The organism is Serratia sp. PGPR-27 (assembly GCF_022678525.1).
Classification (GTDB): domain Bacteria; phylum Pseudomonadota; class Gammaproteobacteria; order Enterobacterales; family Enterobacteriaceae; genus Serratia; species Serratia nematodiphila.
Genome location: NZ_JALBYS010000001.1, coordinates 120,021 through 140,357 on the forward strand (window position 1 = coordinate 120,021; position 20,337 = coordinate 140,357).

Consider the following 20,337-nt stretch of genomic DNA (forward strand, 5'->3'; position numbering starts at 1 on the left):
CTCTGGAGAAAATTATATATTTCAGTCTATCGTCTTGTCATAGATTGTACTCTATAATCAGGAGATGCCATGTGGACGGTAATGACAACGGAAGAGTTTGATCGGTGGCTCTGTGAGCAGGATGAATCGACGCAGGAAAAGGTGTTGGCCGCGCTGGTGATGCTCGAGCGTGCCGGGCCTTCTCTCCGGCGGCCTTTTGTCGACGTACTGAAAGGCTCGTTGCATCCCAACATGAAAGAGCTGCGTATTCAGCACAAAGGGCGGCCGATTCGCGCTTTTTTCGCCTTCGATCCGGCGCGGCAGGCGATTGTGCTGTGTGCTGGCGACAAAACGGGTAATGAGAAACGGTTTTATAAAGTGATGCTGCCCATCGCAGATGCGCAGTTCACCCAATATTTGATGTGTTATTTCAAGGAGTAACCCATGAGCACCCTAAAGCAACTGCTGGCCTCCCGCACCCCGGAGAGCCGCCGGCGCATCGAGGAAATGGCCGAAGAGATGCTGTTTGAAGCGCACCTGCACCAGCTGCGGGAAGCGCTGAATATTTCCCAACAGGAACTGGCGAAAACGCTGGGCATTTCCCAGCCTTCGGTCGCGGCCATCGAAGGGCGCGGCAATGAGCTGAAGATTTCGACCCTGAAACGCTACGTGGAAGCGATGGGCGGCACGCTGCGTCTGGACATTGAACTGCCGGGTGGCAAGCACGTCGGGTTTACGGTTTAAGCGCAGGTTCTGCGCCACTTCCCGCCATCTCCCGTTCGATTACCGTCGCCAGCGCCTGCGCGGCGGAAGAGAGCTGATGCTGCGCCAGGCGGATCAGGCCCACGCGCCGTTCGATGATCGGGCCGATCAGCGGCACGCACACCGCCCCCAGCTCATCCATCTGTCGCTCGCACAGCGCCGGCACCGCGCTGGCGCCGAGGCCGTTGGCCACCATGCGCCCGACCGTCACCAGCTGGTGGCTCTCAAACGCCACCTCCAGCGTTCGCCCGCTGCGGGCCAGCTCCTGCTCCAGCAGCAGCCGCACCGCCGATGGCCGCTGCAGGGTGATGAAATCCAGCGTCAGCAGCTCCTTCCAGCTCACCTGCGCCCTGCGCGCCAGCGCCGAATCCTTCGGCACCACCGCCAGAAAGCGATCGCGGCACAGCGGGGTGAAGTGCAGGGTGTCGCTCGGCTCCGGCTCGAAGGCGATGCCCATCTCCACCCGGCCTTCGCGGATCATTTCAAACACCTGCTCGTTGATGACGTCGTGCACCGCCACGTTGATGCCGGCGTAACGATCGCGAAACGCCTTGAGGATCGGCGGCAGCGGGTTGCCGGCGAACGACGGCATGGCGGCGATCGCCACCTTGCCCATCTGCAGGGTAAAGCGCTGGCGCATCGCCTCTTCCGCGTTATCCCAATCCGCCAGCAGCTGGCGCGCCATCGGGAAGAAGGTTTCTCCTTCCGGCGTCAGCGTCACCCGGCGGGTGGTGCGCAGCAGCAGCGGCCCGCCCAGCGCGTCTTCCAGCCCACGGATCGCCAGGCTGAGCGCCGGCTGAGAAATATTCAGCCGCTCGCTGGCCTGGGCGAAATTCAGAGTGTGAGCTACCGCTAAAAACGCGCGTAACTGTTTGATGCTCATTTTCATTTTGGTCGGCGTTAACTCTTTGTTAATTGTCGGTTAACGGGTGATTAATAAAAATTCTAAATGAATGCGGCATAAAAACAAAATTAACAAATCATTTTTGTGACCTGAAGATGCCCTCACGCAAGCCAGGGCATTTCGCCCTGCGCCGCAACATGCAGGGGCAACGATATGGCAGGGCTCGACAAACGCGTCGGCAGCTACCAGGAAGCGCTGGCAGGCCTGACGGACAACATGACGGTGCTGGCGGGCGGCTTTGGCCTGTGCGGCATCCCGGAAAACCTGATCGAAGAGATCCGCCGGCGCGGTGTGCGCGGGTTGACGGTGGTCTCCAACAACTGCGGCGTCGACGGGTTCGGCCTCGGGCGGCTGCTGGAGACCCATCAGATCCGCAAGGTGGTGGGATCGTACGTCGGCGAAAACGCGCTGTTCGAGCAGCAGGCGCTCAGCGGCGAGCTGGAGGTGGATCTCACGCCGCAGGGCACGCTGGCGGAGAAGATCCGCGCCGGCGGCGCCGGCATCCCGGCATTCTTCACCGCCACCGGTTACGGCACGCCGATCGCCGAAGGCAAAGAGGTGCGCGAGTTCAACGGCCGCCCCTACATCATGGAAACCGCCATCACCGGCGATTTCGCCATCGTGAAAGGCTGGAAGGCCGATCACTTCGGCAACGTCATCTACCGTCACACCGCGCAGAACTTCAATCCGCTGATGGCGACCGCCGGGCGCATCACGGTGGTGGAAGTGGAAGAGATCGTCGCGCCGGGCGAGCTGGATCCGGCGGCGATCCACACCCCCGGCATCTACGTCGATCGGCTGATCCAGGGCACCTTCGAAAAGCGTATCGAACAACGCACCCTGCGGGCATAAGGAGAATTCGCATGCTTACCCGTGAACAAATGGCGCGGCGCGTGGCGCAAGAGCTGAGAGACGGTTACTACGTCAACCTGGGCATCGGCATCCCGACGCTGGTGGCCAACTACGTGCCGGCGGGCATGGACGTGATGCTGCAGTCGGAAAACGGCCTGCTGGGGATGGGCGAGTTCCCGACCGAGCAGCAGCTGGACGCCGACATGATCAACGCCGGCAAGCAGACGGTCACCGCGCGCCTCGGCGCGTCTATTTTCGATTCGGCGCAGTCGTTCGCCATGATCCGCGGCGGCCATGTCGATCTGACCGTGCTGGGGGCGTTTGAAGTGGACGTCGAGGGCAACATCGCCTCGTGGATGATCCCCGGCAAGATGGTCAAGGGCATGGGCGGCGCGATGGATCTGGTGGCGGGGGCGGAGAACATCATCGTGGTGATGACCCACGCCGCGAAGGGCGGCGAGTCCAAGCTGCTGCCGCGCTGCACGCTGCCGCTGACCGGCGCCCGCTGCATCCGCAAGGTATTGACCGATCTGGCCTATCTGGAAATTGAAGACGGCGCCTTCGTGCTGCGCGAACGCGCGCCGGGCGTCAGCGTGGCGGAGATTGTCGCCAAAACCGCCGGCCGGCTGATTGTGCCGGAGCAAGTGCCGGAAATGCGTTTCTGAGACGGGAGGTGAATGTGCAACAACGTGAAGTGGTGATCGTGGCGGCGACGCGCACGCCGGTCGGCAGTTTTCACGGCGCGCTGGCGCCGCTGACGGCAGTGGAACTGGGCACGGCGGCGGTACAAGGGCTGCTGGCGCAAAGCGGCGTGCCGCCGCAGCAGATCGATGAAGTGATCCTCGGCCAGGTGCTGACCGCCGGCTGCGGGCAGAATCCGGCGCGCCAGACCGCGCTCAACGCCGGGCTGCCCGTTACGACGCCGGCGCTGACCATCAACAAGGTGTGCGGCTCCGGTTTGAAGGCGGTGCATCTGGCGGTGCAGGCGATCCGCAGCGGTGATGCCGAGGCGGTGATCGCCGGCGGCCAGGAGAGCATGAGCCAGTCGCCTTACCTGATGGCCGGCGCGCGCGCCGGTCTGCGCCTCGGTCACGCGCAGGTGGTGGACAGCGTGATCCACGATGGCCTGTGGGACGCGTTCAACGACTACCACATGGGCATCACCGCCGAGAACCTGGCGGAGAAATACGCCATCAGCAGAGAAGAACAAGACAGGTTCGCGCTGCGCTCGCAGCAGAAGGCGCAGGCGGCGCAGCAGGCCGGGCGTTTCGCGCAGGAGATCACGCCGGTGACGGTGCCGCAGCCGAAGGGCGAGGCGCTGCGGGTCGAGCGCGACCAACAGCCGCGCGACACCAGCCTGGAGGCGCTGGCGCGGCTGCGCCCGGCGTTTCGCAAAGAGGGCACGGTGACCGCCGGCAACGCCTCGTCGCTCAACGACGGCGCCGCCGTGGTGCTGCTGATGAGCGCGGAAAAAGCCGCCGCGCTGCGTTTTCCGGTGCTGGCGCGCATCGCTGGTTACGCCTCGTCGGGCGTCGAACCGGCGATCATGGGCATCGGTCCGGCGCCGGCCACGCACCGCTGCCTGGAAAAAGCCGGTTGGCGGTTGGAGGAGGTCGATCTGATCGAAGCCAACGAAGCCTTCGCCGCGCAGGCGCTGGCGGTGGGTAAAGAACTGGGCTGGGAGGCGGAGCGGGTCAACGTCAACGGCGGAGCGATCGCGCTGGGGCATCCGATCGGCGCGTCCGGCTGTCGCATTTTGGTGTCGCTGCTGTTCGAAATGCAGCGCCGCGGGGTGAACAAGGGGCTGGCGATGCTGTGCATCGGCGGCGGGCAGGGGGTGGCGCTGGCGGTAGAGCGCCCGTAAACAACCGAGGAGGGCACCATGCAGTCATCTGACTATGCGGTACTGGGCGCCGGGCTGATGGGGGGGGGCATCGCCACCCACTTTATTCGCCACGGCCATGAGGTGCTGCTGTATGACCCGGATCCGCAGCGCCTGGCGGAAGCGCCGGCGGTGGCGAGCGGCATTCTGGCCGAGCTAAGCGACGTCGGGCAGTTTGATAACGATGAGCGCGACGCGGCGCTGGCGCGGCTGCGCGTGACCGGCGATCTGAACGAGGTGGCGCGCGCCCGGCTGCTTATCGAGGCGATCCCGGAACGGCTCGAGCTGAAGCATGCGCTGTATGAGCAGCTGGAAGGGCTGATCGCCGACGACGCGGTGATTGCCAGCAACACCAGCGGCCTGCCGCCGGACGAGCTGGCGGCGCGCATGACCCATCCGCAGCGCCTGCTGATCGCCCACTTTTGGCATCCGCCGCACCTGATCCCGCTGGTGGAGATCGTGCCTGGCAGCGCCACCGAACCGCGTCATCTGGCGGCGGTGCAGGCGCTGCTCGGCGAGATGGATCTTGAGGCGGTGCTGCTGGAGCGCGCCGCGCCGGGGTTTGTCGGCAACCGGCTGCAGTTTGCGGTGCTGCGCGAGGCGCTGCACATCGTACACAGCGGCATCGCCAGCGCCGAGGTGGTGGATCAGGTGATGCGCGCCTCGCTGGGGCGGCGCTACGCCATGGTCGGCCCGCTCGAAGCCGCCGACATGACCGGGTTGGCGACGGTGGCGGACATCGCCCGCCACCTGTTCCCGGAACTGGCGACCGGCGACGAGATGATGGCGCTGGTGGAACAGCGGCTGCAGCGCGGCGATAGCGGCCAGCGCAGCGGCCAGGGATTTTATCTTTGGGATGAAGCGCGCAGGGAACGCATTCAACGGCGACGGGCGCATCAGCTGCGCTTTGCGCTGAAACCGTAATTTCGCACTCCGTACCTGACAATAACAACGATAGCGAGGTGTCCGATGAGCGTTTTGATTGCCCTGGCAGCACTGGGATTACTGATGCTGGCCGCCTACCGCGGCTACAGCGTGATTTTGTTCGCCCCGATCGCCGCGCTGGGCGCGGTGCTGTTGACCGACCCCGGCGCGGTGGCGCCGACCTTCACCGGGCTGTTTATGGAGAAGATGGTCGGCTTCGTGAAGCTTTATTTCCCGGTGTTCCTGCTGGGGGCGGTATTCGGCAAGCTGATCGAACTGTCCGGTTTTTCCCGTTCGATCGTCGCGGCGGCGATCCGCATTCTCGGCCGGCGCCACGCCATTCCGGTGATCGTGCTGGTGTGCGCGCTGCTGACCTACGGCGGGGTGTCGCTGTTCGTGGTGGCGTTCGCGGTTTATCCGTTCGCCGCCGAGCTGTTCCGCCAGAGCGGCATCCCCAAGCGGCTGATCCCGGCCACCGTGGCGCTCGGCGCCTTCTCCTTCACCATGGACGCCTTGCCCGGCACGCCGCAGATCCAAAACATCATCCCGACCAGCTTCTTCGGCACCAATGCCTGGGCCGCGCCCTGGCTGGGGCTGATCGGCTCGCTGTTCATCATCGCGGTCGGCCTGCTGTATCTTGAACGCCAGCGGCGCAAGGCGCAGCTGAAAGGCGAAGGGTACGGCACCGAGCTGCTGAACGAACCGGAAACCCCGGACGACATCAACCTGCCGAATCCGCTGATCGCCATCCTGCCGTTGATTTTGGTCGGGGTATTCAACCTTGCCTTCACCCATTGGATCCCTCAGTGGTACGGCGCCAGCCACGATCTGACGCTGCCGGGGCTGGCCAAGCCCATCACCACCGATGTGGCGAAGATCACCGCCATCTGGGCGGTGGAAGCGGCGTTGGTGTCGGGCATTTTGCTGGTGGTGGCGTTCGGCTTTGGCAATATTCGCGGCCGGCTGGCGGAAGGCAGCAAGACGGCGGTCGGCGGCGCAATTCTGGCTGCGATGAACACCGCCTCCGAATACGGCTTCGGCGCGGTGATCGCCGCGCTGCCGGGCTTTTTGGTGCTGTCGCAGGCGCTGTCGGCGATCCCCAATCCGCTGCTGAACGAAGCGATCAGCGTCACCCTGCTGGCCGGCATCACCGGCTCGGCCTCCGGCGGCATGAGCATCGCGCTGGCGGCGATGGCCGATAACTTCGTGGCCGCCGCCCACGCCGCGCATATCCCGCTGGAAGTACTGCACCGGGTGGCCTCGATGGCCAGCGGCGGCATGGACACCTTGCCGCACAACGGCGCGGTGATCACCCTGCTGGCGATCACCGGCCTAAGCCACCGGCAGGCCTATGGCGGCATCTTCGCCATCACCCTGATCAAAAGCGCCGCGGTGCTGTTCGTGATCGGCGTGTTCTACCTGACCGGCATTGTTTAAAGGAGCGATACCATGAATGTACAAGGCAAGACCGCGCTGGTGACCGGCTCGACCAGCGGCATCGGCCTCGGAATAGCGTCCGTGCTGGCCGCTGCCGGCGCGCGCGTGATCCTCAACGGCTTCGGCGAGGTGGAGCAGGCGCAAGCGCAGGTCGCCCGGCTGGGTGCCGCGCCGGGGTATCACGGCGCCGATCTCGGCGATGCGGCCCAGATAGCGGACATGATGCACTATGCCGAACGGGAGTTCGGCGGCGTGGATATTCTGGTGAACAACGCCGGCATTCAGCACGTGGCGCCGCTGGATCAGTTCCCGGTGGAGAAATGGAACGCCATCCTCGCCATCAACCTGTCGGCGGTGTTCCATACCTGCCGATTGGCGCTGCCGGGGATGCGCGAGCGCCACTGGGGGCGCATCATCAACGTGGCGTCGGTGCACGGGCTGGTGGCGTCGAAAGACAAGTCGGCCTATGTGGCGGCCAAGCACGGTGTGGTGGGGCTGACCAAGACGCTGGCGCTGGAGACCGCCCGCACGCCCGTCACCTGCAACGCCATCTGCCCCGGCTGGGTTCTGACGCCGCTGGTGCAGCAGCAGATCGACAAACGCATCGCCGCCGGTACCGATCCGCAGCGGGCGCGCGATGAGCTGTTGGCGGAGAAGCAGCCTTCGCAAGAGTTCGTCACGCCGGAGCAACTCGGTGAGCTGGCGCTGTTCCTGTGCAGCGATGCGGCGGCGCAGGTGCGTGGCGCCGCCTGGAACATGGACGGCGGCTGGCTGGCGCAGTAGTGAGATCTTCCCCGGAGCGCGCAATGCGCTCCGTCGTTATTTCCCGCCTTTAATTAATTCCCTCGCGTGACGGTTTACCTGCGGCAATAATATTTTTTTGTTATTTGCTATCATTATTCCCAGATAATCACGAAGGGTTATTTTGGGTGAAACGTGCGGATTGGTTTATTTCGTGCTGCGGTTATTACATTATTTTTCTTCGTGTTACAGGTGAACACGTTTTTGCTGAAATTAAATCCAACCTGAAATAATGGCAGGTTATGGCGTGAGTTTTTATATCTTGCGTGCGCTGTTCACATCGGTTAATTATTTCTGCGTGGCTTAAGACCACCGCGTTTATAACAATAATTTTTTCGGGCAGGGGTAATAATGAGAAAAAATACAACGCCAATATTCATTGGCGGCGTCTTGCTGTCGGCGATTTCCGCCGGCGCGCAGGCCGAGATCACCATTCTGGATAAAAACCCGCAGAGCAATGTGTTGCTGGCGCCGCTCAGTTTAAAGGTGGGCGGCAGCATTCGCCCCGAGTGGATCTTCAATAACGGCCCGGAGCCGGGCTATGACAAAAACGGCCACGACGGCGGCACGCGTTTTCGCTTCAGCGGCGATTATGCGCTGACGCAGGACACCTCGATCATCGGCTATTACGAGTGGGGCGTCGATCTGGCGCACGCGCTCAGCTGGGACGGGCACTATAACGAAGACGGCAAGCGCGACTATCAGCGCCAGCTGTACGCTGGCTTCAAAGACGATCGTTACGGCACCCTGACCTATGGCCATCAATACGGCATCTATTATTCGGTGGTCGGCATCAAAAGCGACGTCTGGGATAACGATGGCCATGCGGGCGGCACCGGCATCGGTATTTCCGGCGACTATGACGGCGGCAATAAACCGAAAAACAGCATCAAATACACCAATGATTTCGGGCCGGTCACGCTGTACGCCAACTATTTATTGCCGGAAGACGATCTGCACACCGCGGATAACCTGATTTATCGTCGCAAAGGCGGCGGCGGGCTGGGCTTCGATTACAAGGTGACGAAAGACTTCACCTTCAGCGCCGCCTACAGTTATACCGATGCGAAGATCAAAGATAATCTGTACAGCGAAAAAGATTATCACCAGCAGCTGTCCGGCACCGCGTTAACCTGGCAGCCGAACAACTGGTATATCGTCGGTACCGCCAGCTACTACAAAGATTATGTGCCGAGCACCCGCCAGCGCACGCTGTCGCACTTCTTCGCCGGTGACGGCTACGGGCTGGAAGGCTTCGTCGGTTACACCTTCAATATCGACAAGCCGTTTCTCAAATCCGTCCAGCCTTATGTGGCGGCGGACTCGCTGCGGCTGAAGGGAGACGAGGCGTATCACGCCAACCACGTCTATCTTGGCGCGGGCACCACCATCGGTTACGGTCTGTCGGTGTATGTGGAGCGCACGCTGGCCAACAGCAGCGACAACGAGCCGGATTCCACCTGGATAACGGTGTTCTACGACTTCTGATTTTCACCTGCTCCAAGCCGGCGCCTGCGCCGGCTTTTTTACATGGTGATCGCACCGCCCAGGGTCTCTCCAGAGGCGTTGCGCTCCGCCAGATAGCGCGCCGGCGGTTTGCCCACCGCCTTTCTGAACATGGTGACGAAGCCGCTGGCGCTCTCGTAGCCCAAATCCAGCGCCACCGTCTGTACGCTCTCGCCCTGCGTCAAGCGCTGCAGCGCCAGCATTACGTGCAGCTGGCGCCGCCAGTGGCCGAAGCTCATGCCCATCTGCTGTTGCAAGGTGCGGCTGAGGGAGCGTTCGCTCATGCCGATGCGCTGCGCCCACTGCCCGAGGGTGGATTTGTCCGCCGGGCTGCTCAGCATGCCTTCGGTCAACTGCCGGATGCGCGCGTCGTCGGACACCGGCAGATGCAGATTCTCGATCGGCGCGGCCGCCAACTGATCCAGCAATACCGCCGTCAGACGCCCCTCGGCGCCCTGTTCGTCGTAAAGCGGCTCGAAGGTGCTGGCCTGCAGCAGCAGCTCGCGCAGCAGCGGCGAGACCGACAGCGTGCAGCAGCTTTGCGGCAGGCCGGCGGCGGCATGTTGATCGACGAACAGGCAGTAGGCCTCGGTGGAGCCGGCGCCCTGGGCGTTGTGCAACACGTTGCCCGGCATCCACAGCGCGCACTGCGGCGGCACCAGCCACAGCCCGTTTTCCACTTCGCAGCGGATCATGCCGCGCACGGTGTAGATCAGTTGCGCCTTCCGGTGGCGGTGCGGCTCGACTTCCCAATCCTGCTCGAGAGTCGAACCTTGCAGGGCAAACAGCGGGCGCGGCACCTGATCGATATCCAGACAGTGGCGGGGGATCTGTACTTTCATGAGAATAGTTCTCAATTTGGCGGAATTGAAAAGTATTATGTCCTGATTGCGCAATGCGGTCTAGCGCCGGTGCCGATAAAGTAAGCGCCAGTTCTAAACCCTTTCGCGAGGAAACTGATTATGTCATTGGATACCGCCGACTTTCCGCTGGTGTGGATGCGCCGAAACGGACGCGATACCCAGGCCGAGCTGGCCGAATTCAGCGCGCTGCTGGCGCGCGCCGAGCCTTTTGTTCTGCTCACCGACCGCAGCGTCGGCGATGAAGAACAAGAACATGACCGCGATGCTCGCACCCAGGTGGCGCTGTGGAAACGTGATAACCGCGAGGCGCTGAAGCGGTGGGTGAAAGGCATGATCATGCTGGAGCCGGACGACGCCAAACGCGCGGCGGCGGAAGCATTCGCCGAATACGGCGCCAAATTCTGGGGCTATCCGGTACTGGTGGCCGCCGATGAAGCCGCAGGCCGGGTATTGGCGCAGACGTTATTGTTAAAATAAGGGGAATACCATGCACCAGCAACAGGTGATTGAACAGCTGCTGGCCTGGATCGAGCAGAGCCTGGATCAGCCGCTGACGCTGGACGACATCGCCGCCAAGTCCGGCTACTCCAAATGGCATTTGCAGCGGATGTTCAAGCAGCATACCGGCCATATTCTCGGCACCTACGCGCGCCGCAGAAGGCTGACCGCCGCCGCGCGTGAACTGCGCCTGACCGGCACCAGCGTGGCCTGCATCGCCGATACTTACCAGTTCGATTCGCAGCAGACCTTCACCCGTTGCTTCCGCAAGCAGTTCGGTCTGCCGCCGGCCAGCTATCGTCGCAGCCAGGATTGGTCGAGCTATGGGCTGCAGCCGCCGCTGCGCCTGACCGAAGCGCCATTGCCGCAGGCCGATATCGTGACGCTGCCCGCCATGCAGTTGGTGGGCCATACCCAGCGCCGCAGTTTTACGCTGGGGCAACTGGCGGCCTCCAAGTGTGAGCTGCGCCGCCACGCCTGGCGGCAGTTGCTGCAGCCGCAGGCGCTGCCGGAGGTGGTATACGGTCTCACCAGTCTGGAAGTTGACCGGCGCCGCCGGGGCAGCCCGCGCATGGCCTACACCGCCGCTCTGCCGGACGAAGGGGCGCCGGGAGAACGGGTGACTATCGAGCAGGGCGAGTATGCCCGTTTCACCTACCAGGGACAGGCGGAAGGGTTACAAAACTTTATTGTCCGGCTGTATGACACCGCCATGCCGCAGATGAACGCCATTCGCCGGCCAGGGCAGGATATCGAGCGTTTCTACCCGGCGCAGGAGGGCAGTTGCCCGCTCGGCGGCGCGGCGATCCGCTGTGAATATCTGATTCCGATACGGCGGGAGGAAGCGTTGGCCGCCGCCAGCTAGGCGGCGGTTCTCGCAAAAAATCGCCGGCGTGGCGCGTCAGGTTACAAAAAATTGCGATATTACATCGGTAATGGTTCACACTTTGATTGATGTGCACATATAATGCGCATCCGGTCAAATCCCCCCTGGTTTTTCAGGCCGCAGCGCCGTCAGCTGCCGGCTGAAATTCAACGGGGCAAAGTGGCCGTAGAAACCAATACCCATAATCGCCAGTGGCCTTGACCAACACGAAGATGAAAATGAGCATTCGCGCGTTATTAACCCTGTTTACGGCACTGGTTGCATTCAGCCAGGCTGCCTTCGCCGTCGTTTACCCGCTGCCGCCAAAAGACAGCCGTTTGGTGGGCGAAAATATCCAAATCACCGTACCGGAAGACAGCAAACTGCCGCTGGAAAGCTTCGCCGCCCAGTATCAGATGGGGCTGAGCAACATGCTGGAGGCCAACCCGGGCGTGGATCCGTTCCTGCCGAAGGCCGGCAGCACCCTGACTATCCCGCAGCAGCTGATCCTGCCGGACGCGCCGCGTGAAGGCATCATCATCAACAGCGCCGAAATGCGTCTGTACTATTACCCGAAAGGCTCCAACACCGTGGTGGTGCTGCCGATCGGCATCGGCCAGCTGGGTAAAGACACCCCGCTGAACTGGACCACCACCGTGCAGCGCAAGAAAGACGGCCCAACCTGGACGCCGACCGCCAAAATGCGCGCCGAATACGCGGCTGACGGCGAGATCCTGCCTGCGGTGTTCCCGGCCGGCCCGGATAACCCGATGGGGTTGTATGCGCTGTATGTCGGCCGTCTGTATGCCATTCACGGCACCAACGCCAACTTCGGCATCGGCCTGCGCGTGAGCCACGGCTGCGTGCGTCTGCGCGCCGACGACATCAAGTACCTGTTCCAGAACGTGCCAGTAGGCACCCGCGTGCAGTTCATCAACGAACCGATGAAGGCCACCGTCGAACCGGACGGCTCGCGCTACGTGGAAGTGCACAACCCGCTGTCGGCCAACGAAGAGCAGTTGCAATCCAAGGATCCGGTGCCGTTGACCATCTCCGCGCCGGTCGGCAAAGTGCTGATGGACGCCGGCGTCAACCAGAGCGAAGTGGACGCGGCGATCAAGGCCCGTTCCGGCATGCCGGTGAAAGTGAACTGATTGCCCAGAGCTTCAGTTAACGCGATAAAAAAGACGCCTGCGGGCGTCTTTTTTTATGCTTTCAGCTTCCGCTGTTGGCGCGGTGACTTTATTGCTTCCCTATCATCGTCTTTAAAACGAAAAGCGCCGACTCATGTTGGTCTTTATTGACTCGTTCGAGATACATATTATCAATCGCGTCGGCGATGGGGCGGCTGGCTTCGAACAGCGCCTGCCCAGCAGGCGTCAGGTAAATAAATCGGCGGCGCCTATCATGCTCGCCGGCTTCCCGTTTTAATAGACCTTTTCCTTCCATGCGGCCTAGCAATTCGGCCAGCGCGGCTTTACTGCTGATCGCCGCTTCCATTAATTCGATTTGTTCAATGCCCGGCGTTTCTGAAACGGTGGCCAGAATGGAATATTGTTGTTTGCTGAGTTCAGGAAGCGATTTTTGCCATTGAGCACTATGATCCTGAAGCAGTTCGCGAATGAGGTGGAAAAAAGTATTGGCCAGCGTTCTGTTCATACATTATTCCCTGAAAGGAAAAAAGCTAACAATAATATCAATATAACAAAATAAGCCGATAAGGGATACCTGCCCGGAAAGTTGTTCGTTTACGAACGGTTACATATTGCCCACTTGTTTTATCGCTATCTCGGGACTAGATTTGACAAATCGTTCGTATGCGAACTTTGTGAGGTATTGTATGAGATTAGTGATCGCGATGACGGGCGCGACCGGGGCGCCGCTGGGTACTGCGTTGCTTCAGGCGCTAAAAGACATGGAGGGCATAGAGACGCATTTGATCTTGAGTAAGTGGGCCAAAACGACCATTGAACTCGAAACAAATCTCACCGTGCATGACGTGATGGCGATGGCCGACGTGACGCACGGTTCTGCCGATCAGGCCGCCACGATCTCTTCAGGTTCTTTTCATACGGACGGCATGATCATTATTCCCTGCAGTATGAAAACGTTGGCGGGTATTCGAGCCGGTTATGCAGAAGGGCTTATTGGCAGAGCGGCGGATGTGATTATCAAAGAAGGGCGGAAGTTGGTGTTGGTTCCCAGAGAAACGCCGTTGAGCACTATTCACTTGGAAAATATGCTCGCGCTCTCGAAATTGGGGGTGTCATTGGTTCCCCCCATGCCCGCTTATTATAACCACCCCACTCATATTGATGACGTTACCGATCATATTGTCGCACGCGTGCTGGATCAATTTGGTCTTGATCATCGCCGGGCAAAGCGCTGGGCAGGACTAAAAGAAAATAGCAAAAAAACCACTGACACCGAGGAAGGTTAAATATGGCTTATGACGATCTGCGAAGTTATTTAGCGGCGCTGGATGAGGCCGGACAATTACTCGATATTACCGAGGAGGTTCAGGCGGAACCGGATATCGCCGCGGCAGCCAACGCCACAGGCAGAATGGGTGAGGGCGCCCCCGCCATTGCATTCAGGAACATTAAAGGCTTTGAACACGCGCATGTGGTCATGAACACCATCGGGTCATGGCAGAATCACGCCATAGCCCTGGGGCTCCCGCCGGCCACGCCGGTGAAGCAGCAAATCGATGAGTATATTCGCCGCTGGGATCATTTTCCCGTCTCTGCGGAACGTCGCGATAATCCGCCCTGGGCCGAGAACGAGGTCAACGGTGAGGAGATTAATCTGTTTGAGATCCTGCCGCTGTTTCGCTTAAACGACGGCGACGGTGGATTCTACCTGGATAAGGCCTGCGTGGTTTCCCGCGATCCTGAAGATCCGACCCACTTCGGCAAGCAAAACGTCGGCATTTATCGCATGGAGGTGAAGGGCAAGCGTAAGCTGGGCCTGCAGCCCGTGCCGATGCACGACATCGCGCTGCATCTGCATAAAGCAGAAGAGCGCGGCGAGGATCTGCCTATCGCCATTACGCTGGGCAATGACCCGATCATTACGCTGATGGGGGCGACGCCGCTCAAATACGATCAGTCGGAGTATGAAATGGCCGGCGCCCTGCGTGAAAGCCCGTACCCGATAGCGACGGCCCCCTTGACCGGCTTTGATGTGCCCTGGGGTTCCGAAGTCATCATTGAAGGGGTGATTGAAGGCCGCAAGCGCGAGATTGAAGGCCCGTTCGGCGAATTTACGGGGCACTATTCCGGCGGCCGCAACATGACGGTGGTGCGCATCGATAAGGTTTCTTACCGCTCGCGGCCGATTTTTGAATCCCTGTATCTGGGCATGCCCTGGACAGAAATCGACTACCTGATGGGGCCGGCCACCTGTGTGCCGCTGTATCAGCAGTTGAAAGCCGAGTTTCCGGAAGTGCAGGCGGTTAATGCGATGTATACCCACGGGTTGCTCGTCATCATTTCCACTAAAAAGCGTTACGGCGGTTTCGCGCGCGCGGTGGGGATGCGGGCGATGACCACGCCGCATGGGCTGGGCTATGTGAAAATGGTGATCATGGTCGATGAGGATGTCGATCCCTTCAACCTGCCGCAGGTTATGTGGGCGCTGTCCGCCAAGGTCAATCCGGCCGGCGATTTGGTACAATTGCCGAATATGTCGGTGCTGGAGTTGGATCCCGGCTCCAGCCCGGCGGGGATCACGGACAAACTCATCATTGACGCGACCACGCCGGTGGCTCCGGATACGCGCGGCCACTACAGCCAGCCGGTCAAGGATTTACCCGAAACTGCCCTGTGGGTGGATAAATTAACCGCCATGCTGGCTAACCGTCATTAAGGAGTTCCTATGATTTGTCCTCGTTGTGCCGATAAACAGATAGACGTCATGGCGCATTCACCGGTCAAGGGCGTGTGGACGGTATACCAGTGTCAACACTGCCTTTATACCTGGCGTAATACCGAACCTGCTCGCAGAACGGAACGGGAGCATTATCCGCCCGAGTTTCGCATGACTCAGCAGGATATCGATAATGCGCCGGAAGTGCCGACCATTCCTCCTCTTCTGAGGAAATGAAACCGCAGGCGGGGAAAAGCCCGCCTTTTCATGGAAATAACAATGATGAAAAATGAAGACGTCGTTCTGCTTGACGCCGCCTGGCAGCCCTGCGGGACGACGCCCAAAGATCAGGTCCACACGCGGCATACGCCGCTGCATCTGGCTTTTTCATGCTACCTGTTTACTGTCGAGGGTGCAGTGTTGGTCACCCGGCGCGCGTTGAGCAAAACCGCCTGGCCGGGGGTCTGGACCAATTCTTTTTGTGGGCATCCCCTGCCGCAAGAGGCGCTGGCGCAGGCCGTTATACGTCGCGCTCAGGTTGAATTGGGCACGGAAGTCGAGCAGATAACGCTGCTGAGCGACGCCTTCAGTTATCAGGCGACCGACGTGTCCGGCATCATGGAGAATGAGGTTTGCCCGGTATTTGCCGCGTATTGTAAAGGCGCTCTCTGTGCTAATCCGGATGAAGTGGCGGATTATGCGTGGGTCGATCTCAATAACTTAATGGCGGCTGTAAAATTAACGCCATTCGCTTTCAGCCCGTGGATGGTTTCTCAATTGAATACCGGTGCGATAACATCAGGTTTGAAAAAATACAGGGATGCCATAACCATAAAGAGCGCTGCGCGCGACATTAGGGACGGTGCTGTAATAAAATAAATAGTCACCGTAAGGGTGACTATTTATTCATTCATGTTTACAGGCTGCCGCCGACCGAGGTCGAGGTGGAGCCGATAGTCTCGCGGAAATGTTTCGCGTAGTCGGCCACTTCCTGCTGCGTATGCGTCAGGCCATAAAGACCCAGCCCCACACCGCCTGCAACGCCGCCGATGATGGTGCCGACCAATTGGCCGACCGCACCGGCAATAAAGCCGCCTGCGCCTGCGGATTTACCTGCAATCAGCGCGCCGGTCATGGCGCCGTCCAACAGCCCATCCCAGGCCGCGTTCAGATCGCCACCGCTAACGTACTGTTCTTCATATTGACTAAGTACTTTCATATACAATCCTTATAAATAAAAGGGTAACTTAGTGGGTTTAATTAAATTCTAAAATAATGCCGTAGCGCTATTTCACTTTAAAAATATAACGACTGCCATTTGATTGGCAATATTCCATTCAATGAAGGGTGTTATTTGGTTAAATATAGTCGCATTTATTTTTGGCGAGTGTTTTAAAGAGGGGGATTGGGAATTTTCTTGGGAAAAATAGCAGATATCGCTGGGAGGTGAGAGGCAAAGCCGCCACCGGTTGGCGCAGCTTGTCACTATTTTCACATTTATTGTCTCGTCATCCGCACGGCGTTAGGCCCACATTGCAATTATTCCATTAAAAACTATCGCTAATTAATGAGTTATATCTCCGCATTTATTGCCCGCCATTGAAAAAATTCTCGCAAAAAATCTCCGCTGTGAAAATAAGATCACACAAGCGTAACAAAAGGTAAACAAACCCCTCCTATATTGGCTGCTTCGCTTTTGGAGGGAGTGTCATGCGTAACTGGAACGAACCGAAAAAGAACAAAGCGCACATCGAACTGATCCCGATGATCGACGTGATGATGTTTTTATTGGTGTTTTTCGTCTTGATCAGCCTGAACGTCATTCCGGCGCTCGGGCTGAAAACGCAGTTGCCGTCTGCCGGCAGCGCGCAACAGCTGAAACCGCAGAAGAAAGCGATCATCACGCTGGGGGCCGACGAACAGCTGCAGCTGGATGGCCAGCCGATCGCGCTCGACGCGTTGGTCAACACGCTGAAGCAACAGCAGCAGGCCAACCAGACCACCACCATCATCGTCAACAGCGATAAAGGCGTGGCGGTCGAGCGGCTGGTGGCGGTCATGGACAACCTGCGCCAGGGCGGCTTCTTCTCCGTCTCCATCGCGACACGGAAGCTGTGACATGTATCTGCTCTATCGCTCACGTCATCTTTTCAGCTGGTTGCCGGCGCTGATTGTCGCCGGTTGCCTGCTGTTCGCCAGCCAACAGGCGGCGCTGAAGATCCAGCCGCGCTACGACGAAACCGCCATTGAACTGGCGCTGGTGGAACCTGAACCGGCGCCGGAACCCCAACCGGAAACGCCGCCGGAGCCTCAGCCCGAACCGCCGCCGCCCGAGCCGGAGCCGCTCCCCGAACCGGTGGTGTCGGCGCCGGAACCGATCGTGGAAGCCAAGCCGGTGCCGAAGCCACAGCCAAAGCCACAGCCAAAGCCCAAACCGGTGAAAGAGAAAGCCAAACCGGTAGAGAAACCTAAACCGACGCCGGCGCCCGCCGCACCGCGCGCGCTGGTCAGCAAACCGGCGGCGCAGCCCGCACCGGCCGCCCCCGCGGCACCGAAGGTGAACGCGCAGGCGATAGAAAACGGCTACCTGCTGGCCTTGCGCCGTGAGCTGGAACAGCGCAAGCGCTACCCGAGCGGGCGGCAGGCCTCGCTCGAGCGCCCGCAGGGCAACGTCGAGGTGTGGCTGGAGGTCGATCGCAGCGGGCGGGTGCTCTCTTCCGGCATCGCCAACAAGGCCGCCAGCATGCTGCTGAATCGCGCGGCGATGAGCAGCCTGCAAAGCATCAGTTCAGTGAAGCCGTTCCCGAGCGAGGCGTTCGCCGGGCAAACAACCAAAAGATTTACCGCGACGTTCAATTATCAGGCGCCTTAGCGCAAGGGTTAATCGTTTGATTTTTATGGGATGCACACAATGAAATCGTTTAATCGTTCTGGGATCTATCTGGCGGTGATGTCGGCGATGCTGCCGGGCGCCGCGCTGGCGGCCGACGCCACCGATGTCGGCACCATCAGCGTCAAGGGGCAGTCGCTCGGCGGCGGCATGATGGTGCAGGACGACAGCGCCAAGGCGCGCTCCACCGTCACCAAAGAGGCGATGGACAAAATGCCGTCGGCGGCCAACGCCATCGATAAACTGAAATACACGCCGGGCCTGAACGTCAACAGCAACGACGCCAGCGGCCTGAGCGGCGTGGACTACACCATGCGCGGCATGAACTCGGATCAGATCGGCCTGTCGATGGACGGCATCCCGATCAACGACTCCGGCAACTACGCGGTCTACCCGAACCTGCTGGGCGACGCGGAAAACCTGGAGGAGGTGTTCGTCACCCAGGGATCTTCCGAAGCGGACGGCCCGCACATCGGCTCCAGCGGCGGCAACATCGGCCTGGTGACGCGCCGCCCGGCGAAAGACTTCGGCGGTTTCGTCAAGCAGACGCTGGGCAGCAACAGCCTGAGCAAAACCTTCGCCCGCCTGGAGACCGGCGAGTACAACGGCTTCAGCAACTGGCTCTCCTATTCGCACACCGAGGCGAAGAAATGGCGCGGCGAGGGGCGGCTGTACTCCGACAAGTTCGAGATGAATTCGCTGTATGAAGACGGCAACGGCAACAGCAGCAATCTGGTGATGAAGTACAACCGCCAGAACAACACCAACTACAACACCCTGAGCAAGGCGCAGTTCCAAAACGACGGCCGTGACACCGATTATGTCACCTCGCCGGAGTACAACAGCAAAGGGCAGTTGAACAAGTATTACAAGATTGAACGCAACCCGTTCGAGAACTTTACGCTGTCGTTCACCCAGAAACTGCAGCTGCGCGACAACCTGTCGCTGACCCTGCAGCCGTATTACTACTGGGGCAACGGCGGCAGCTTCAACGGCCAGACGGCGTCGGTATTGTCCAGCACGTCGGACAGAGCCGGGCAGTATGACCTCAGCAACCTGCAGTCCAACACCTATTACCGCCCGTCGTGGACCCAAACCTGGCGGCCGGGCATCACCACCAAGCTGAAGTGGGACATTAACGATCAGCACAGCCTGGATATCGGCTACTGGTATGAACGCGCGCGCCAACTGCAGACTCAGCCGTTCATCAGCATCAAGGGCGACGGCAACCCGTCACAGATTTGGGGGAAACCCGGCGGTTCCGATCAGGTGAAGGACGCCAACGGCAACACCGTGCAGGGGCGCAACCAGTACACCATCACCCCGGCACAGAAAGTGTGGCTGCAGGACACCTGGTTTGCCACGCCGGACTGGACCTTCGTCGGCGGCCTGGCCTATCAGTATGTGGAGCGTAAAGGGGACAACCGCGGCAGCCTGTACAACGTGCCGGAGAAGCGCAAAGCCACCTATCACGAATTCCTGCCGAACTTTAGCGCCAGCTATAAGGTGAACCAGGAAAACCAGGTGTTCTACAACCTGACGCGCAACATGCGCACGCCGCCCAACTACGTGCTGTACAACGTCGGCGACTCGCTCAGCACCAAGCCGGAGCTGAGCTGGAACCACGAACTGGGCTGGCGTTTCCAGCAAGAGGACATGCTGCTGAGCGCCACGCTGTTCTACATGCGCTACAGCGATCGCCAAATCTCCACCACCAACGCGGCCGGCGACTACGAGATGATGAACATCGGCAACGTGGAGAACAAAGGGCTGGAGCTGGAGTGGAGCGGCCAACTGCCGCATAACTTCAACTACTACACCTCTTATACCTATACCCAATCGAAGCAGAAGAACGACATCGTCAGCAACGGCGGGCAGCCGCTGCCGACCTCCGGCAAAGAGGTGCCGAACGTGCCGAAAAACCTGCTGAACATGACGTTGGGTTATGACGACGGGCTGTATTACGGCAGCGTCAGCGGCAAGTACGTCAGCGCATTCTACGGCGACTTGACCAACGACGAGAAGATCGGCGGCCGCACGGTGTTCGATCTGGCGGCGGGGGTGCATCTGCCGGTGGACAAGAAAATCGTCAAAAGCGCCGCGCTGCGTTTTGGCATCAGCAACCTGTTTGACAAGGAATACCTGACCTCGGTGCGCACCACCACCTTCAACGCGGCGCCCTACGGCGGCGTGAAGGCCAGCACCCCGTATTACAACGTCGGCGAAGAACGCACCTTCAGCGTCTCGCTGGAAGCCACCTTTTAACTGAACGCCCCGCTGCCTGCCGGGCGGCGGGGAAGAGGA

Annotated in this window: 22 protein-coding genes and 1 pseudogene; 19 read left to right on the forward strand and 4 right to left on the reverse strand. The window is 60.1% G+C overall.

Annotated features, from left to right (window positions below):
* Window positions 1-69 precede the first annotated feature (69 nt).
* Window positions 70-420 (forward strand): type II toxin-antitoxin system RelE/ParE family toxin, encoded by a 351-nt coding sequence (locus tag MMS95_RS00585; RefSeq protein WP_033645671.1) that lies wholly within the window; start codon window positions 70-72, stop codon window positions 418-420.
* Between the two features lie 3 nt (window positions 421-423).
* Window positions 424-723, forward strand: coding sequence for a helix-turn-helix domain-containing protein (locus tag MMS95_RS00590; RefSeq protein WP_049300769.1), 300 nt, complete (start codon window positions 424-426; stop codon window positions 721-723).
* Here MMS95_RS00590 and MMS95_RS00595 read toward each other — a convergent pair.
* Window positions 713-1,630 (reverse strand): LysR family transcriptional regulator, encoded by a 918-nt coding sequence (locus MMS95_RS00595; protein ID WP_156866108.1) that lies wholly within the window; start codon window positions 1,628-1,630, stop codon window positions 713-715. The genes MMS95_RS00590 and MMS95_RS00595 overlap by 11 nt on opposite strands.
* A gap of 168 nt (window positions 1,631-1,798) precedes the next feature.
* Between MMS95_RS00595 and MMS95_RS00600 the strand changes: the two genes are divergently transcribed.
* The 7 genes from MMS95_RS00600 to MMS95_RS00630 all read left to right on the forward strand — a co-directional run bounded on the left by MMS95_RS00600 (window position 1,799) and on the right by MMS95_RS00630 (window position 9,029).
* Window positions 1,799-2,497 carry a CoA transferase subunit A gene (locus MMS95_RS00600; RefSeq protein ID WP_004933280.1) on the forward strand — a complete coding sequence of 233 codons (699 nt, stop codon included), beginning with the start codon at window positions 1,799-1,801 and terminating at the stop codon, window positions 2,495-2,497.
* Window positions 2,498-2,508: 11 nt separating this feature from the next.
* Entirely contained in the window at window positions 2,509-3,162 is a 654-nt protein-coding gene (locus MMS95_RS00605; RefSeq protein ID WP_088381201.1) for a CoA transferase subunit B, read from the forward strand.
* A gap of 14 nt (window positions 3,163-3,176) precedes the next feature.
* Window positions 3,177-4,361 (forward strand): acetyl-CoA C-acetyltransferase, encoded by a 1,185-nt coding sequence (locus tag MMS95_RS00610; protein ID WP_242141302.1) that lies wholly within the window; start codon window positions 3,177-3,179, stop codon window positions 4,359-4,361.
* An 18-nt stretch (window positions 4,362-4,379) separates the two neighbouring features.
* Complete coding sequence (locus tag MMS95_RS00615; RefSeq protein ID WP_088381203.1) at window positions 4,380-5,303, forward strand: 3-hydroxyacyl-CoA dehydrogenase family protein; 924 nt, start codon at window positions 4,380-4,382, stop codon at window positions 5,301-5,303.
* A gap of 45 nt (window positions 5,304-5,348) precedes the next feature.
* Window positions 5,349-6,740: a GntP family permease gene (locus tag MMS95_RS00620; RefSeq protein ID WP_015376499.1), complete on the forward strand. Its 1,392-nt coding sequence runs from the start codon at window positions 5,349-5,351 to the stop codon at window positions 6,738-6,740.
* Window positions 6,741-6,752: 12 nt separating this feature from the next.
* On the forward strand, window positions 6,753-7,523 hold the full coding sequence (locus MMS95_RS00625) for a 3-hydroxybutyrate dehydrogenase (protein WP_088381204.1): 771 nt from the start codon (window positions 6,753-6,755) through the stop codon (window positions 7,521-7,523).
* A 369-nt stretch (window positions 7,524-7,892) separates the two neighbouring features.
* On the forward strand, window positions 7,893-9,029 hold the full coding sequence (locus MMS95_RS00630) for a porin (RefSeq protein WP_031299792.1): 1,137 nt from the start codon (window positions 7,893-7,895) through the stop codon (window positions 9,027-9,029).
* 38 nt (window positions 9,030-9,067) lie between these two features.
* Here the strand turns inward: MMS95_RS00630 and MMS95_RS00635 are convergent, their stop codons facing one another.
* The gene (locus MMS95_RS00635) at window positions 9,068-9,889 is read right to left on the reverse strand and encodes a helix-turn-helix transcriptional regulator (protein WP_004933266.1); all 822 of its coding nucleotides are present in this window, start codon (window positions 9,887-9,889) and stop codon (window positions 9,068-9,070) included.
* A gap of 120 nt (window positions 9,890-10,009) precedes the next feature.
* Between MMS95_RS00635 and MMS95_RS00640 the strand changes: the two genes are divergently transcribed.
* From MMS95_RS00640 to MMS95_RS00650, 3 genes and pseudogenes are all read left to right on the forward strand, one after another.
* Complete coding sequence (locus MMS95_RS00640) at window positions 10,010-10,387, forward strand: hypothetical protein (protein ID WP_015376502.1); 378 nt, start codon at window positions 10,010-10,012, stop codon at window positions 10,385-10,387.
* A 10-nt stretch (window positions 10,388-10,397) separates the two neighbouring features.
* The gene (locus MMS95_RS00645) at window positions 10,398-11,273 is read left to right on the forward strand and encodes a helix-turn-helix domain-containing protein (RefSeq protein ID WP_033631697.1); all 876 of its coding nucleotides are present in this window, start codon (window positions 10,398-10,400) and stop codon (window positions 11,271-11,273) included.
* Between the two features lie 233 nt (window positions 11,274-11,506).
* A pseudogene (locus MMS95_RS00650) lies at window positions 11,507-12,424 on the forward strand (L,D-transpeptidase family protein); the annotation flags it as partial.
* 91 nt (window positions 12,425-12,515) lie between these two features.
* Here MMS95_RS00650 and MMS95_RS00655 read toward each other — a convergent pair.
* Window positions 12,516-12,932 carry a MarR family winged helix-turn-helix transcriptional regulator gene (locus MMS95_RS00655; RefSeq protein ID WP_044029770.1) on the reverse strand — a complete coding sequence of 139 codons (417 nt, stop codon included), beginning with the start codon at window positions 12,930-12,932 and terminating at the stop codon, window positions 12,516-12,518.
* 181 nt (window positions 12,933-13,113) lie between these two features.
* On the opposite strand from MMS95_RS00655, the gene MMS95_RS00660 reads away from it, so the two are divergent.
* Genes MMS95_RS00660 through idi form a run of 4 tightly spaced genes read left to right on the forward strand, consistent with a single transcriptional unit; the run spans window position 13,114 to window position 16,022 of the window.
* Window positions 13,114-13,713, forward strand: coding sequence for a non-oxidative hydroxyarylic acid decarboxylases subunit B (locus tag MMS95_RS00660; RefSeq protein WP_048325974.1), 600 nt, complete (start codon window positions 13,114-13,116; stop codon window positions 13,711-13,713).
* A gap of 2 nt (window positions 13,714-13,715) precedes the next feature.
* Window positions 13,716-15,143 (forward strand): non-oxidative hydroxyarylic acid decarboxylases subunit C, encoded by a 1,428-nt coding sequence (locus MMS95_RS00665; protein WP_015376505.1) that lies wholly within the window; start codon window positions 13,716-13,718, stop codon window positions 15,141-15,143.
* A gap of 9 nt (window positions 15,144-15,152) precedes the next feature.
* The gene (locus tag MMS95_RS00670; RefSeq protein WP_004933250.1) at window positions 15,153-15,380 is read left to right on the forward strand and encodes a non-oxidative hydroxyarylic acid decarboxylases subunit D; all 228 of its coding nucleotides are present in this window, start codon (window positions 15,153-15,155) and stop codon (window positions 15,378-15,380) included.
* A gap of 42 nt (window positions 15,381-15,422) precedes the next feature.
* Window positions 15,423-16,022: an isopentenyl-diphosphate Delta-isomerase gene (gene idi / locus MMS95_RS00675; RefSeq protein WP_004933248.1), complete on the forward strand. Its 600-nt coding sequence runs from the start codon at window positions 15,423-15,425 to the stop codon at window positions 16,020-16,022.
* 37 nt (window positions 16,023-16,059) lie between these two features.
* On the opposite strand, the gene MMS95_RS00680 is transcribed toward idi, so the two are convergent.
* Window positions 16,060-16,362, reverse strand: a complete 303-nt coding sequence (locus tag MMS95_RS00680) for a hypothetical protein (protein ID WP_004933246.1) — start codon at window positions 16,360-16,362, stop codon at window positions 16,060-16,062.
* A 491-nt stretch (window positions 16,363-16,853) separates the two neighbouring features.
* Here MMS95_RS00680 and MMS95_RS00685 point away from each other — a divergent pair, with 491 nt between their 5' ends.
* From MMS95_RS00685 to MMS95_RS00695, 3 genes are read left to right on the forward strand one after another with little or no spacing between them, the layout of a single operon-like run.
* The gene (locus MMS95_RS00685) at window positions 16,854-17,261 is read left to right on the forward strand and encodes a biopolymer transporter ExbD (RefSeq protein ID WP_004933244.1); all 408 of its coding nucleotides are present in this window, start codon (window positions 16,854-16,856) and stop codon (window positions 17,259-17,261) included.
* Between the two features lies 1 nt (window position 17,262).
* On the forward strand, window positions 17,263-18,015 hold the full coding sequence (locus tag MMS95_RS00690; RefSeq protein ID WP_164044950.1) for an energy transducer TonB: 753 nt from the start codon (window positions 17,263-17,265) through the stop codon (window positions 18,013-18,015).
* A gap of 39 nt (window positions 18,016-18,054) precedes the next feature.
* A complete protein-coding gene (locus tag MMS95_RS00695) occupies window positions 18,055-20,298 on the forward strand; it encodes a TonB-dependent receptor (RefSeq protein ID WP_004933238.1) in 2,244 nt (747 codons plus the stop codon).
* The last annotated feature ends 39 nt before the right edge of the window (window positions 20,299-20,337 follow it).

Coding starts and splice junctions, on each gene's coding strand:
- MMS95_RS00585 (WP_033645671.1), top strand. CDS start 70: ATGTGGACGGTAATGACAACGGAAGAGTTTGATCGGTGGCTCTGTGAG.
- MMS95_RS00590 (WP_049300769.1), top strand. CDS start 424: ATGAGCACCCTAAAGCAACTGCTGGCCTCCCGCACCCCGGAGAGCCGC.
- MMS95_RS00595 (WP_156866108.1), bottom strand. CDS start 1,630: ATGAAAATGAGCATCAAACAGTTACGCGCGTTTTTAGCGGTAGCTCAC.
- MMS95_RS00600 (WP_004933280.1), top strand. CDS start 1,799: ATGGCAGGGCTCGACAAACGCGTCGGCAGCTACCAGGAAGCGCTGGCA.
- MMS95_RS00605 (WP_088381201.1), top strand. CDS start 2,509: ATGCTTACCCGTGAACAAATGGCGCGGCGCGTGGCGCAAGAGCTGAGA.
- MMS95_RS00615 (WP_088381203.1), top strand. CDS start 4,380: ATGCAGTCATCTGACTATGCGGTACTGGGCGCCGGGCTGATGGGGGGG.
- MMS95_RS00620 (WP_015376499.1), top strand. CDS start 5,349: ATGAGCGTTTTGATTGCCCTGGCAGCACTGGGATTACTGATGCTGGCC.
- MMS95_RS00625 (WP_088381204.1), top strand. CDS start 6,753: ATGAATGTACAAGGCAAGACCGCGCTGGTGACCGGCTCGACCAGCGGC.
- MMS95_RS00630 (WP_031299792.1), top strand. CDS start 7,893: ATGAGAAAAAATACAACGCCAATATTCATTGGCGGCGTCTTGCTGTCG.
- MMS95_RS00635 (WP_004933266.1), bottom strand. CDS start 9,889: ATGAAAGTACAGATCCCCCGCCACTGTCTGGATATCGATCAGGTGCCG.
- MMS95_RS00640 (WP_015376502.1), top strand. CDS start 10,010: ATGTCATTGGATACCGCCGACTTTCCGCTGGTGTGGATGCGCCGAAAC.
- MMS95_RS00645 (WP_033631697.1), top strand. CDS start 10,398: ATGCACCAGCAACAGGTGATTGAACAGCTGCTGGCCTGGATCGAGCAG.
- MMS95_RS00655 (WP_044029770.1), bottom strand. CDS start 12,932: ATGAACAGAACGCTGGCCAATACTTTTTTCCACCTCATTCGCGAACTG.
- MMS95_RS00660 (WP_048325974.1), top strand. CDS start 13,114: ATGAGATTAGTGATCGCGATGACGGGCGCGACCGGGGCGCCGCTGGGT.
- MMS95_RS00665 (WP_015376505.1), top strand. CDS start 13,716: ATGGCTTATGACGATCTGCGAAGTTATTTAGCGGCGCTGGATGAGGCC.
- MMS95_RS00670 (WP_004933250.1), top strand. CDS start 15,153: ATGATTTGTCCTCGTTGTGCCGATAAACAGATAGACGTCATGGCGCAT.
- idi (WP_004933248.1), top strand. CDS start 15,423: ATGATGAAAAATGAAGACGTCGTTCTGCTTGACGCCGCCTGGCAGCCC.
- MMS95_RS00680 (WP_004933246.1), bottom strand. CDS start 16,362: ATGAAAGTACTTAGTCAATATGAAGAACAGTACGTTAGCGGTGGCGAT.
- MMS95_RS00685 (WP_004933244.1), top strand. CDS start 16,854: ATGCGTAACTGGAACGAACCGAAAAAGAACAAAGCGCACATCGAACTG.
- MMS95_RS00690 (WP_164044950.1), top strand. CDS start 17,263: ATGTATCTGCTCTATCGCTCACGTCATCTTTTCAGCTGGTTGCCGGCG.
- MMS95_RS00695 (WP_004933238.1), top strand. CDS start 18,055: ATGAAATCGTTTAATCGTTCTGGGATCTATCTGGCGGTGATGTCGGCG.